At 44.3% G+C, this 13294-nt stretch carries 12 protein-coding genes and 1 other annotated feature; of the genes, 10 read left to right on the top strand and 2 right to left on the bottom strand.

What is annotated here, in order from left to right:
- The first annotated feature begins 239 nt into the window (after positions 1-239).
- The 9 genes from GC102_RS27790 to GC102_RS27750 all read left to right on the top strand — a co-directional run bounded on the left by GC102_RS27790 (position 240) and on the right by GC102_RS27750 (position 9712).
- On the top strand, positions 240-1433 hold the full coding sequence (locus GC102_RS27790; protein ID WP_171692397.1) for a D-alanyl-D-alanine carboxypeptidase family protein: 1194 nt from the start codon (positions 240-242) through the stop codon (positions 1431-1433).
- Positions 1434-1512: 79 nt separating this feature from the next.
- Positions 1513-2112, top strand: a complete 600-nt coding sequence (locus tag GC102_RS27785; protein ID WP_171643421.1) for a nucleoside recognition domain-containing protein — start codon at positions 1513-1515, stop codon at positions 2110-2112.
- Between the two features lie 6 nt (positions 2113-2118).
- The gene (locus tag GC102_RS27780; RefSeq protein WP_171643420.1) at positions 2119-2652 is read left to right on the top strand and encodes a spore maturation protein; all 534 of its coding nucleotides are present in this window, start codon (positions 2119-2121) and stop codon (positions 2650-2652) included.
- Positions 2653-2758: 106 nt separating this feature from the next.
- Positions 2759-3505, top strand: a complete 747-nt coding sequence (locus GC102_RS27775; protein ID WP_171643419.1) for a pseudouridine synthase — start codon at positions 2759-2761, stop codon at positions 3503-3505.
- Between the two features lie 84 nt (positions 3506-3589).
- Positions 3590-4123: a redoxin domain-containing protein gene (locus GC102_RS27770; RefSeq protein ID WP_171643418.1), complete on the top strand. Its 534-nt coding sequence runs from the start codon at positions 3590-3592 to the stop codon at positions 4121-4123.
- Between the two features lie 35 nt (positions 4124-4158).
- Complete coding sequence (resB, locus tag GC102_RS27765) at positions 4159-5820, top strand: cytochrome c biogenesis protein ResB (protein WP_171692396.1); 1662 nt, start codon at positions 4159-4161, stop codon at positions 5818-5820.
- On the top strand, positions 5817-7073 hold the full coding sequence (gene ccsA / locus GC102_RS27760; protein WP_312883388.1) for a cytochrome c biogenesis protein CcsA: 1257 nt from the start codon (positions 5817-5819) through the stop codon (positions 7071-7073). The genes resB and ccsA overlap by 4 nt, the downstream gene beginning before the upstream one ends.
- 37 nt (positions 7074-7110) lie before the next feature.
- On the top strand, positions 7111-7824 hold the full coding sequence (locus tag GC102_RS27755; protein ID WP_171643416.1) for a response regulator transcription factor: 714 nt from the start codon (positions 7111-7113) through the stop codon (positions 7822-7824).
- A gap of 1 nt (position 7825) precedes the next feature.
- The gene (locus GC102_RS27750; protein WP_171692395.1) at positions 7826-9712 is read left to right on the top strand and encodes an ATP-binding protein; all 1887 of its coding nucleotides are present in this window, start codon (positions 7826-7828) and stop codon (positions 9710-9712) included.
- 134 nt (positions 9713-9846) lie between these two features.
- Here the strand turns inward: GC102_RS27750 and serA are convergent, their stop codons facing one another.
- Complete coding sequence (serA, locus tag GC102_RS27745; RefSeq protein ID WP_171692394.1) at positions 9847-11427, bottom strand: phosphoglycerate dehydrogenase; 1581 nt, start codon at positions 11425-11427, stop codon at positions 9847-9849.
- 74 nt (positions 11428-11501) lie between these two features.
- Positions 11502-11733 (bottom strand) — a binding site (T-box leader).
- Positions 11734-12016: 283 nt separating this feature from the next.
- Here serA and GC102_RS27740 point away from each other — a divergent pair.
- Positions 12017-12298, top strand: a complete 282-nt coding sequence (locus tag GC102_RS27740; RefSeq protein ID WP_216628183.1) for a rhodanese-like domain-containing protein — start codon at positions 12017-12019, stop codon at positions 12296-12298.
- Between the two features lie 38 nt (positions 12299-12336).
- Here the strand turns inward: GC102_RS27740 and GC102_RS27735 are convergent, their stop codons facing one another.
- Positions 12337-13257 (bottom strand): hypothetical protein, encoded by a 921-nt coding sequence (locus GC102_RS27735; protein WP_171692393.1) that lies wholly within the window; start codon positions 13255-13257, stop codon positions 12337-12339.
- Positions 13258-13294 lie beyond the last annotated feature (37 nt).

Below are 13294 nucleotides of genomic sequence, written 5' to 3'. Positions count from 1 at the left end.
TGACTTTGTAAGTAAAATTATTATGTCCAAATTCAAGGAGAACCCCAAAAAACGCAAAAAGAAGCCTGCAGTGGCAGGCTCCTCCGGTGATCTCCGTATTAAATTAGTTCTCATTATACCGACTGATTTCTGTTTTGTAAATAAGAAGACTTGGACATATCCCCATTCCATAAGCATATACTTGTACAAAGTTTTGTCTAATCAAAAAGGTACAAGTTCTTTTGTGTAGGGGGAAAACGATGAAGATAAGAGTCAGGTCTATCCTATTTTGGAGTGCGATCATTAGTTTACTGTGGGCACCATTTGGACAAGTGGAGGCAGCACCGCCTGGCATCCATACGAATGCTGTGGGTGCTTCCCTTATTGATGTGGAGTCAGGCCGTATCCTCTATAGTGAAAAAGGGGACACGCCTATGCGAATAGCCAGCTTGACCAAAATTATGACCGCTATCATCGCGATAGAAGAAGGTAAATTGACGGATAAAGTCAAGGTTAGTAAAAATGCGTTTGGCAAAGAGGGTTCTTCCATTTATCTAAAGCTTGGGGAAGAAATGCGTCTTCACGACATGTTGTATGGACTGATGATGCGCTCCGGAAATGATGCAGCAACTGCTATCGCTGAGCATATAGGAGGAAGTGTGGAAGGTTTCGTCTATTTGATGAATGAGAAGGCGAAGATGCTCGGTATGGATCATTCGCATTTCACGAATCCCTCGGGCCTCGATGAGGGAGAAGGTCATCGCTCCAGTCCGAACGATATGGCTAAGCTGACGGCTTATGCCTTAAAAAATTCCGTATTTCAAGACATTGTTTCAACGAAAATCAAGAAAGTACCGAACCCGAATGAAGCTTGGGATTATTCATGGCTCAACAAGAATAAGATGCTGTCTCTCTTTGAAGGTGCCGACGGTGTGAAAACGGGTTATACGAAACTTGCCAAGCGCTGCTTGGTCTCATCGGCCACCAGAGACGGCCAGCATCTCGCCGTTGTTACGCTGAATGATCCGGATGATTGGGGGGATCATGCTCGGTTACTTCAATATGGTTTTAAATATTATCCGTTACAAACGATTGTCAAAAAAGGTGATTTCGTGGAGGGAACTCCGTGGGTCGTGGGGAGGACGTTCTCCTATCCATTAGCTGAAGGTGAAGCTGCGCAACTGACTCGGAAAGTAACACTAGTCGATCCTGCATCTATGGAATACCGGTTAGCAGAACGAGGGACGCTGCAATTTTCACTCAACCAGAAGTCAATTCAGACAGTACCCATCTATGATGCTACAAGTCCGTTACTGCAAACCACCAGTCAATCTACATTCTCCTTTAAAGAAGGTAATGCGTATCAAGAAACATGGCTTTCACACTACGGATACATATGCAGATTGTTAGTACAGAGCTTGTTTACAGTCTCGGAATCACAATGGGCGGATTAAACTAAGCTTATGCTTGCGATGCTAGTTTTGCTTACGATGCCAGTTTTGCTGAGGCAAAACTCTTAGGAGGCCATTTGATATGGTGAATTGGATTTGGCTATTTTTTATTGTCGTTGGGTTCGGCGTAGCTGCATTTAATGGGAATATAGAAACTGTCACGCAAGCAGCTTTCGATGGTGCTAAGAGCGGAGTAACGGTCTGCTTTGGATTAATTAGTGTGCTGGTCTTTTGGATGGGAATGATGCGGATAGCCGAAGATGCTGGTCTTCTTAGCAAACTTGCGAGATTATTGCAGCCGGCGGTTCGTTTTTTATTCCCTAGTGTTCCTAAGAATCACCCAGCCATCGGCTACATCATGTCCAACATGAGTGCCAATATCCTTGGTCTTGGGAACGCGGCTACACCTATGGGAATTAAGGCGATGCAGGAGCTGCAAAAGTTGAATCCCGATAAAGACACGGCTAGCACCGCTATGTGTACCCTTTTAGCGCTTAACACATCAAGTATTACACTTATTCCGACAACGTTAATCGCCATTCGTATGAATTACAATTCTTTAAATCCTGCGGAAATCGTCGGCACAACGCTCATTGCCACTATCATTTCGACGGCCGCGGCTATTTTTGTGGATCGATGGTATCGAAGGTCACGCTCCCCCATCCCTCCTTTGAAAGGATGATTACGAATGTATGCCTTCGTTTCGCTCATCTCTGCATGGGCTATCCCTATCATGATCGTCTTCATTCCTTTATTCGCGGCCTACCGAAAAGTGCCTGTTTACGAATCGTTTGTTGACGGAGCAAAAGAGGGCTTTGATACAGCTATCAAAATCATCCCCCATCTAGTCGGGATGATGGTAGCCATATCAGTCTTCCGTGCCTCCGGTGCGATGGATTTATTAATCGGCTGGATGCGACCATTCTTTGAAAGCATCGGCGTTCCAACCGAAGTGCTGCCATTGGCCATTCTGCGTCCGATTACTGGAGCGGGCTCGCTTGCTTTTACAACGGATCTTATCGAGCAGTTTGGTCCAGATTCCATGATTGGCCGCATTGCTTCGACGGTTCAAGGGAGTACGGATACGACTTTATATGTGATTACGGTATATTTCGGTGCTATCGGCATTCGGAAAGCTGGGTATGCGCTAAAAGTAGGACTTATTTCTGACTTTGTCGGCTTTGTAGCTTCTATCATCATCTGCTTTTTGGTATTCACATAGAATGATTATTTTATCGAGCTTTGCAACCCGTGACAATCACAATATGTCTTCGCTCTTGAGATTTACATGGAACTCCGTTATCATTAGCTTGAGGTGAAAGCGGATCATGGAAAGACTGCAAAAAGTATTAGCCGAAGCGGGGATCGCATCCCGTCGGAAATGTGAGGAAATTATCACAGCGGGGCGTGTTCAAGTGAATGGTGAAGTCGTCACCACGCTTGGCGTGAAAGTAAACACGGAAGAAGACGAAATTAGAGTTGATGGACGTGCTATTGGTCAACAAAAGAAGATCTATGTGATTTTGAACAAGCCCAAAGGTGTTATTACAAGTGCTACGGACCCAGAGGGACGTAAAGTAGTAACAGACTTCTTACCTGGGATTAGAGAACGCGTTTATCCGGTCGGACGACTGGATTATGATACGGAAGGATTACTCCTTCTGACGAATGATGGTGAATTTGCACATTTACTCACGCATCCTAAACATCACGTGCCTAAAACTTATCAAGCCACTGTAAAAGGGGTACCGCACGGAACGTTATTAGACAAGCTAAAAATGGGTATACAGTTAGAGGATGGCATGACAGCTCCAGCTGAGGTTGAATATGCGGATGTGAATATGGAAAAGAATGAGTCCATCATTCAAATTACGATCTACGAGGGCAGGAATCGACAAGTCAGACGTATGTTCGAGGCAATCTCTTTTCCTGTGATCAAATTAAAACGAATTAAATTCGGTCCAATCTTTTTAACTGGCCTGCCAAGAGCCAAGTATCGTCACTTGACGCCCAAAGAGGTTGAGGAGCTAAGGAACGAAGCTCTCAAGACACATAACGTTCAAAAAGGCCAATAAGAATTGGCCTTCTTTTCGTTATAATAAAAGAATAAACCTATGTGAAAAAACTAACATTGTTAAAAAAAGCGAAGGTGATTATACGTGGGTCCAAATAAGAAATGGGTACAGATTGGGATTTTTGCGGTCGTGCTTATTATTGGCGTGTTTACCATTATTACGAATTTGTCAGCTTCTGACAGCAAGAAGTATCCCCAAACAGGCGACAAAGCGACGAATTTCTCCTTGGTCGGATTAGATGGTAAAACACATGAATTATCGGATTATAAAGGGAAACCGGTTTTGATTAATTTCTGGGGAACTTTTTGTCCACCGTGCAAAGAAGAAATGCCTGCTCTCCAAAAGCAATATGATAAATGGAGCAAAGAAGGCGTGGTTTTCTTAGAGGTCAACGTTGATAAGAATAAAGTAACGGTTCAAAGCTTCATGGATCAGTATAAGTTGAATATGCCAGTGCTTCTGGATGCCAAAGAAGTCGTACGTAAGCAGTATGGCGTCATGGATTATCCGACAACCTTCTTTATTGGAGCAGACGGCAAAGTGAGCGTCAAAAAAATCGGCCAGATGACTGAAACTTTTATCGATGAATCGATCGCGAAGTTAGTTAACAAATCTTAAAATGAACAAATGCTTAAAGTTTTCAGGAGGTCATCATGTTCTACAACACCAAATGCGATTGCGGGCATCAGAATCCCACAGGTACTACGCTTTGTGAATCTTGTGGTAATCCGTTGATTGACACGGAGGGCAGAGATATACTGGAAATGCGATACGACGGTATGGCCCGTCGCTCTCAGAAATCCAACCCTTCTTTGCTGGATAAAGTCTGGAATTTCTTTTCCTCGGTTAAAATAGCGGTATGGATCATTATTTGGACGGTCGTCGCCTCTGCCGTAGGCACTATTTTTCCTCAAGAAAATACTTTCTTAGATATGGATCCTGCCGAGTATTATTCTCAAAACTATGGTACACTGGGGACCATTTATCACTTTCTGGGTTTCTCCCACACGTTTAGTTCATGGTGGTTCATCACGCTGCTATTCATGATAGGAACATCTCTAGTTATTTGTAGTTTGGATCGGGTGTTGCCACTATATCGCGCGCTATCTAAGCAGCAAATTCGCAAGCACTTGAATTTTCTCACGAGGCAGAAAGTGACGCTCGTTGCCGAACTGCCGCCGGGTACGGATGAGGAAGCATGGACAAATAAGCTTGGTGCGCTTCTGCGTAAAAAAAATTACCGCGTACATACAGATGGAACAGCGCTTCTAGCTGAGAAATACCGTTTTAGTCGCTGGGGCCCCTATATCAATCATATTGGTCTCATTATTTTTCTGATCGGTGTGTTAATGAGAAGCATTCCAGGCTGGCATATGGATGAGTACATGGGTATTCTGGAAGGGGAAACCAAGCAAATCCCACACACTTCCTATTTCATCAAAAATGAAAAGTTCACGTTGGAGCTGTACGACGAGAAAGATTTGCCAGAAAGTATTAAGGCTAAGGGACAAATTGTCCCGAAAACCTATGAAACTCAGGCAGTTTTGTATCATTGTTCCGCGAATTGTGATGATTCATCCAAAGAACCGGTACTTACCGAAGTGCACAAACAAAACATTATCGTGAATCATCCACTTGACTACAAAGGCCTTCAAGCTTATCAATTCGATTATAAATCTACACCAATGCTCATCTCCGTGAAGCCCACACTTAGCAATCCTGCAACTGGTGAGTCTTATGGAAGCTTTGATTTGCCGATGAATAATCCTAAGGATGAATATCAAGTAGGTCCTTACAAGCTGACACTGAAAGGGTATTTCCCCGAGTTTGGTCTTGAAAAGGGACAGCCCATCAGCAAGTCGAATGAGCCCAAAGCACCTGCATTTATATTTAGCATTACAGGTCCCGATCTAGCAGCAAACGGTGTACCTTACCTGTACTTCCCAAGACAAATAGATAAAGAAACGTTCTCACAAGATACAATTAACGGCCCAATAAGCCAAAAGCTGAAGCTTTCTGTCGGCTCCATGGAAGGTGTTCAATTTGCCAATTATACAACCTATCTGAATATTCGCGTAGACAAGGCTATGCCGTATATTTGGGTAGGATCTGCGATATTCATGATTGGTGTGATTATGGGCTTCTATTGGCAGCATCGCCGCATCTGGATTCGAATTGATAGCGGGAAGCTAACTTTGGGCGGTCATACGAATAAGAACTGGTTTGGACTTCGGAATGAAGTAGCAGCAGCACTCAAGAAGAACAATATGGAAGTTTCACCGAAATCATTAGATATAGGAGGGGACCAGGGGTGAATGTTAACTCACTGAGCAGCACCTTTTTACTTATAGCTTTTTTCGTTTACCTCGCTGCATTTTTATTGTTTGTCCTCTCGATAACCGGTAGGAAATGGAGTAACCGGGACCCAGAACAACATACGAAGCGATGGGGCTTTGTTGCTTTCATTGCTTCACTGGTTGGATTTGCGTGTCACGTGACTTTCTTTTTTACCAGATGGGCGGAAGGTAATCATATCCCGACATCGAATATGTACGAATTCATGACCTTTCTTGGTATGATGATCATGTTTGCCTTCTTGATCGTGTATCTCATTTATCGCACACCTGTCCTTGGTGTATTCGCATTACCCATAGGCTTTATCATCATTGCTTATGCTTCTGTTTTCCCGAGTGAGGTACAACCCTTAATTCCGGCGTTGCAAAGTTACTGGCTCAAGATCCATGTAACAACCGCAGCTACAGGAGAAGCTTTCTTCGGAGTTGGCTTTGCCGGTGGACTGATGTATCTGCTACGTGCTGTCGATTACAAAGGCACATCCAAAGTGGATAAGCGTGAACAAAGAGGCGTGGAACTTACGATCTTTTTCATTCTAATGTTAATCGCCTTCATTGCTTCCATCTTTACATTTAATGGTTCTGGCTATAAAGCCGTTTTCTCCAAAGAAGTCATCACGATTGCACAAGGCCAACAAGAAACGAGCATTCATAACGAAACTTATGTATTGCCTCCAATTGTTAAGCCTTATGATACGAAGCTTGTAGAAATGAAGCCATTCTTGGGTATGACAGAGCCTTTATTCACTGCTCCTTCTTGGATGGAGGGTGCGAGTGCAGGGCGTAAGTTGAATACGGTCATTTGGTCGATACTTGGAGGTCTTCTGCTCTATGGACTCGCACGTGTTGTTGCACGTAAGCCTTTAGGAGCAGCGATTGGACCCATCGTCAAAGGGATGGACCCGGAAGATCTGGATGAAATCAGCTATCGTGCTATTGCGATCGGCTATCCGATTTTCACATTAGGTGCATTGATTTTTGCGATGATCTGGGCTCAAGAAGCATGGGGCCGTTTCTGGGGTTGGGATCCCAAAGAAGTTTGGGCCTTAATTACTTGGTTGTTCTATGCAGTGTTTTTACATCTTCGTCTCTCGAAGGGCTGGCAAGGTAAGAAATCAGCTTGGTTGACTGTTATTGGATTTATAGTTGTTATGTTTACGTTAGTTGGTGTGAACCTTGTCATAGCAGGTCTTCACTCCTATGCAGGTGTATAGATCATTCGAACTTAATTAGATAAGGATGTGAAGCTCCATGGAAATGAAAGCTAGCATACTCGTTGTTGATGATGAGGAACGTATTCGTCGACTACTTAGAATGTATTTGGAAAAAGAGGGCTATATCATTGAAGAAGCAGAAGACGGTGAGACAGCACTGCGAATGGCCACAGAAATGGACTATGACTTAGTGCTGCTCGATGTGATGCTGCCTGGTATTGATGGGATTGAAGTTTGTGCACGACTACGTCAAGTGAAGTCAACGCCTGTCATTATGCTGACAGCCAAAGGAGAAGAGACGAACCGTGTTAGCGGATTTGAAGTAGGCGCTGATGACTATGTCGTCAAACCGTTCTCTCCGCGTGAAGTCATCTACCGGGTTAAAGCGATTCTGCGTCGTTCCTCTGCGACTGCATACTTGTCTAAGGATGCGAGTTCGAGTAACAATATTGTATTTCCTAACCTAATCATCGAACATGATGCGCATCGGGTGACTGCTGGTGGACAGGAAGTAGCTTTGACTCCGAAGGAATATGAGCTTCTGCACTATTTGGCTGTATCACCGGATAAAGTGTTCTCTCGTGAAGAACTACTTAAGGACGTTTGGAATTATGAATTTTTTGGAGATCTACGTACTGTAGATACCCATGTAAAAAGACTCCGTGAAAAATTAAACAAAGTATCCCCGGATGCAGCGGCAATGATCACGACTGTATGGGGAGTAGGCTATAAGCTAGAGGTGCCCAAATAACGTGTTTATTTTCAGAAGTGTCGTAGGTAAGCTCTGGTTAACAATTATTGGCCTAGTTGGGGTTGTTCTGCTCATACTAGGTCTTTTTCTTGTCAATTACATGGAAAATTATTTCGCTCAAGCGAATGATCAGACGAAAAATATGAAGAATATGGCCGTTAAATTCTCGGAAGAAGCTTCGCATCACATGTATGATGAGCAGTTTTATCAATTGAGTAATGAACTGCTAAGCTTCCAAGATGCTAAAATGCTGGTGATCTCCACCGATATGAAGGAAATTGTTATTCCTTCGACACAGGGGAGTGAGTTAGCCAGTTTCCATGCAACCGATTTTTTCACGGAAGCGGAGCTCCGGCAAGTATTCGCAGGTCAGACGAAAGACAAACAAGTCAATAAGTCAGCTACAGGGCGAATTAAAACAGGGGCTGAGTACCTCGTTGTTGCCGTACCGTTAAGAAATCTTCAAGGCACTATCGTTGGTGCAACGCTGCTGTATCAATCGCTACAATCATTAGAAGCAACACAGTCCTACATGTTGAGATTGTTTATCTATGTATCCATAGTCGGCTTCCTTATGACGACTTTCTTCGCATTTTTCTTGTTCTCTCGAATTACAAGACCTCTTCAACAGTTGAAGAAAGCAGCTGATTTCATCACCATGGGGGAATATGGTACCCGTGTTCCTATTCAATCCAAAGATGAAATTGGCGAGCTGGCCAAAACGTTTAACCATATGGGCGAGAAGATGCAGGAAAGCATCCGTGCCCTTAGTCAGGAAAAAGAGCATTTATCCAGCATTTTACGAAGCATGACCGATGCGGTCATCACGCTCGATGTGAATGGATCTGTTATGCTGACCAATCCGCAAGGTGAGAAGATTGTGCAAGAGTGGAGCACGATTGAGTGGTCAGAGGATGATGAGGAGACGAGACGCTTCCGCAAGCCGGATACGGCGCTCGGAGATTGGGGATTAATGAGCTACAGCAATCCCTACTCGAGTCCGATCCCTGTGCCGCTGATTCCGCTATTTGAAGCGGTCGTGGACGAATCGTCGGAAGCCGCTACGAAGCTTCACGTGCAAAACGGCGTGTGGTCCGTCGCAATGACTCCGTTATACACGAGCGATCAAGTGCGCGGCGCCGTGGCCGTCCTCCGTGATGTCACGGAGGAGGAGCGCCTCGATAAGCTGCGTAAGGATTTCGTGGCGAACGTGTCCCACGAGCTGCGCACGCCGATCTCGATGCTGCAGGGCTACAGCGAAGCCCTGCTGGATGATATCCCTTCCACGCCTGAAGAGCGCTTGGAGCTGGTGCAGGTCATCCACGACGAGTCGCTCCGCATGGGGCGCCTTGTCCGAGACCTGCTCGATCTGGCGCGGATGGAAGCCGGCCATCTCGAGCTGATCTTCGGGGAGGTCGAATTCGACTCCCTGGTGAGACGCATGCACCGCAAATTCGCGGTGATGGCCAAAGAGCGCGGCATCACACTAACTGCTGCGCTGCCTGAGGAGCCCCTCATCCTTGGACGGGGGGATGAGGACCGGCTTGAGCAGGTGTTAACGAACCTGCTCGACAATGCTTTTCGGCATACAGCCTCTGGGGCACGTATTGCCATTAAGGCAGAGACCGCCGTCTACAAGGATCAGCCGGCGATCCGCATTGAGGTCTCCGACGAGGGGCAGGGGATTCCTGCCGACGACCTGCCGTTCATATTTGAACGCTTCTACAAGGCGGATAAGGCCCGAACGCGCGGTTCTTCGGGTGGTACAGGGCTTGGACTTGCCATCGTGAAAAATATCGTAGATGCGCACCACGGCAGTGTAACTGTACAAAGTGCTTTGGGACAGGGAACAACCTTTACTTTACTATTGCCGTGTGAGCTTAAATAAGCTATAAATAACGAAATTCGACATAAGAAGAGGCGTTTGCTGAGAAAACTCACAGCAAACGCCTTTAATTTTGTAGAATATTCAGACAAAATCTTGTTGTTCGTGAAACACTTTGTTACCTAATCGTTATTAGGTTATACCGTAAGTGCACGAACATTCACGATTTCGGCTTGTGTTGTAAGGTCAGCCAATACTTCAGCAGGAGCGGATTTATCAATGGTTAGGACCATGATAGCCGAGCCACCAATGACTTTACGGCCTACTTGCATCGTTGCAATGTTCACATTATTGCTTCCTAGAAGCGTACCAACGCGGCCGATAATACCTGGTTTGTCGTTATGAGAAATCAACAACAGGTTACCTTCAGCAGCGAAATCAACTGGATATTGATCGATACGAACGATACGTTCTCCATAACCAGCCAATAAAGTACCAGCAAGTGTTTTCTCTTCTTGCTTCGTTTTTACGGTAACGGTAACTAGATTTGTAAAGCTGCTGGATGTGTTTGACGTTTGAACAACGATATTCACATCACGTGATTTAGCCAAATGCATGGCATTCACGATATTAATGGATTCTAGTTGGTTCTCGAACACACCTTTTACAATGTAACGTGTTAATGGACTCGTATCTACATCAATCAAATCACCTGCATAGTTTACAACGATTTCATAAACAGCGCCTTGTGCGATTTGACCAAGAATGGAGCCGATTTTTTCACCGAGTCCAAAGTACGGTTGAAGTTTGTTCAATACATTGGCTGGTACAGGCGGCAAGTTAACTGCATTTTTGAACGGTTCATTACGCAGGATATGAAGAACTTCTTCAGAAACGTCAATCGCTACGTTTTCTTGAGCTTCAATAGTAGATGCACCAAGATGAGGGGTCACAATGATTTTAGGGTTGTTCAAGAAAGGGTGATCCTTTTGAGGAGGCTCTACTTCGAACACGTCGAAAGCTGCTCCGGCTACAATTCCTTGTTCAATCGCTTCAACCATTGCCATTTCATCAATAATACCGCCGCGTGCACAGTTGATAAGGCGCATACCTTTTTTCATAATATCGAATTGCGGTTTGGAGATCAGGTGGCGCGTTTCTGGCGTGAGTGGTGTATGAACCGTGATAAAATCTGCTTTTGCAACAATTTCATTGACAGTACCAAGCTTAACGCCAATTTTCTCAGCGCGTTCTTCCGTCAAGAAAGGGTCATACCCGATAACTTCCATGCCGAACACCTTAGCCCGTTTGGCCACTTCGCTGCCGATACGTCCCATACCGAGAATACCGAGCGTTTTGTTTCGAAGCTCAACACCGATAAATTTCCGATCCCATTCGCCGCCAACTGTTTTCTTGTATGCTTGCGGGATCATACGTGCTGTTGACATCATCATGGCAAATGTAAGCTCACAAGTAGCAATCGTATTTCCGTCCGGTGCGTTGATGACGATAATTCCGCGTTTAGTAGCTGCTTCCAAATCAATATTGTCAACACCGACACCTGCGCGGCCAATAACTTTTAACTTCGTGCCTGCATTCATAATTTTCTCAGTTACTTTGGTTTGGCTGCGAACTAGAAGCGCGTCATAGTCGCCAATGATGGAAATGAGCTCATCTTCGGATAAACCAGATTGCTTAACCACTTCAACATCGGCTGCATCGTAAAGCATTTGAATTCCCATGTCACTGATTGGATCGGATACTAGAACTTTGTACATAATTCGAACCCTCCTTAGAATATGAACATAAAAAAAACTCCCAACCCTCAGGTACAGACACGTATGTCTGTAGCCAAAGGGACGAGAGATTGCTTTCGTGGTACCACCCTAGTTCGCTGCCCATTCGCACGGGAAGCCTCAATTGGTCTTGCGACCTGGAACTGTAACGTGTTCCTATCCCGATTGCATCTACTTCATTCAATGCAATAACTCTGGAGTGCTCCGCAAAATGTTCGCTACCGATTCGCACCTAACATCGGTTCTCTGAAAGCTACTTTACTTGCTTGGCTCCGTCAACGCTGTACTGTGATATAGAATTTTCATTAGATTACCATGCGTTTGAAATCGTGTCAATACATGTCGAATCAATTTCACATGAAAGTCATAATTGATATTTGAACGACTGATTTTCCAAAGCTTTTCGTTTATTTTAAAGCAAGGACGCTAAGAAAGCAATGCTATTTCACTTGTATTTTAGCCTGTTTTTCGCTATTGTACTCGTTAAATAGTTATTGCTCTTGCAGCAAGTAAGAAAGGAAGTGCCGACATCGACATAACGAGTATTCATCCCAATAAATTCCTAGAAGCATTGGATCAACAGGAACTGAAAGATAGCATCATAATCGACGTAAGGGAACTTCATGAGTGGGAGTATTATCATCTGAAAGAAGCACAGCTTATACCGATGCAGCAAATCCCTCATCGGTTAGGTGAGCTGCCAGAGGATCGGGATATTTATCTCGTATGTGCACATGGTGTGCGCAGCTATCGCGTTGCTGAGTATTTGCTTGAGAACGGATTTGACCGAGTCATTAATGTAGATGGAGGGATGGCAGCGGTCGCCATGCTTCGCGGTTTCCAATATGATTAAATGAAAAGCCGAGCGCAATCTGCGTCCGGCTTTTTCATTTAATTTACATCTGAGAAAAAAGGAAGCTGTGGAAGCAGTTCGTTGGCATACCACTTTGATTTCCCTTTGACAAAGTCTCCTGGACGAACGGCATTTGTACTTAGCAGCAAATCCATCGTTTGATTAACATCATTCACGTTCATTTTCTTAGCTTGACCTGAGGCAATGAATTCATCAATACGTATCGTCAAATCCTGTGGGTAAAAAGGGGCAAATGCTTTATTTTTAAGTAATTTTGCTGTTATGTAATGATTTTTGACGTTAATGTTCATCGCACGCCATTGATCCAAATTGGCATTATTGTTTGGATCAAAATTTTCAATATCGTTATCGATCGTTCCGTTCCAAGCAACGATGGAATCAAAATAATTTTTCTGAGCTGTCAACGCTTGTGTTTTCGCTTCTAGGAAGTAGGCATCCTTTTGAATGACATCGAGCAGTTGTGGGCTAGTAAGACCGTTGGCCTTGCTCTGATAACTTTTTAACGTGTCAGCAAAAAGCTTTAGGCTTTTGAGATAACCCTGGTGAGACTGCACAAGCAGCGGTGATGAAGCCGGCATGCTCTTTTTTTGCAATTCAATATATTTCTCATCAGCAAGCTTGTACAGCTCTTTTAGAACGGCAGAGGCATCTACTGTAGAGTTGCCAAGTTCGATTTGACTCATCAACTCAAACCATTTATTCTGAAATTCCCTAAAGGGCAAAAAGATGGTATGGTAATAAGATACGAGTACTTGTTGGTCGTAGGCTCCAATTTCCTGAATGACAGCCTTGTCAGCGTGTAAGATTTTATCGTATTTTTGATCTGATTTCTCCTGGCCGACTCTTAAACCGTAGAAAAAGGCGCCAAGTATACAAACAAGCATAAAGATAAACATGAGGGCGAATAAATAATCAGTGCGGGTTAGACGTTTATCCATAATTAAAGCTCCTTATTCTCTCTTTTTCTTTTAACTT

The sequence above is a fragment of the Paenibacillus germinis genome, assembly GCF_013141785.1.
In the GTDB taxonomy this organism is placed as follows: Bacteria; Bacillota; Bacilli; order Paenibacillales; family NBRC-103111; genus Paenibacillus_E; species Paenibacillus_E phytorum.
The sequence above is the reverse complement of the archived record's forward strand: the minus strand, read 5'-3'. Positions and strand labels throughout refer to the sequence as shown.

What these genes read in the sequence shown, in the direction of transcription:
- GC102_RS27785 (WP_171643421.1), top strand. Translation starts at nt 1,513, where the DNA reads ATGGTGAATTGGATTTGGCTATTTTTTATTGTCGTTGGGTTCGGCGTA.
- resB (WP_171692396.1), top strand. Translation starts at nt 4,159, where the DNA reads ATGTTCTACAACACCAAATGCGATTGCGGGCATCAGAATCCCACAGGT.
- GC102_RS27735 (WP_171692393.1), bottom strand. Translation starts at nt 13,257, where the DNA reads ATGGATAAACGTCTAACCCGCACTGATTATTTATTCGCCCTCATGTTT.
- serA (WP_171692394.1), bottom strand. Translation starts at nt 11,427, where the DNA reads ATGTACAAAGTTCTAGTATCCGATCCAATCAGTGACATGGGAATTCAA.
- GC102_RS27780 (WP_171643420.1), top strand. Translation starts at nt 2,119, where the DNA reads ATGTATGCCTTCGTTTCGCTCATCTCTGCATGGGCTATCCCTATCATG.
- GC102_RS27775 (WP_171643419.1), top strand. Translation starts at nt 2,759, where the DNA reads ATGGAAAGACTGCAAAAAGTATTAGCCGAAGCGGGGATCGCATCCCGT.
- GC102_RS27755 (WP_171643416.1), top strand. Translation starts at nt 7,111, where the DNA reads ATGGAAATGAAAGCTAGCATACTCGTTGTTGATGATGAGGAACGTATT.
- GC102_RS27790 (WP_171692397.1), top strand. Translation starts at nt 240, where the DNA reads ATGAAGATAAGAGTCAGGTCTATCCTATTTTGGAGTGCGATCATTAGT.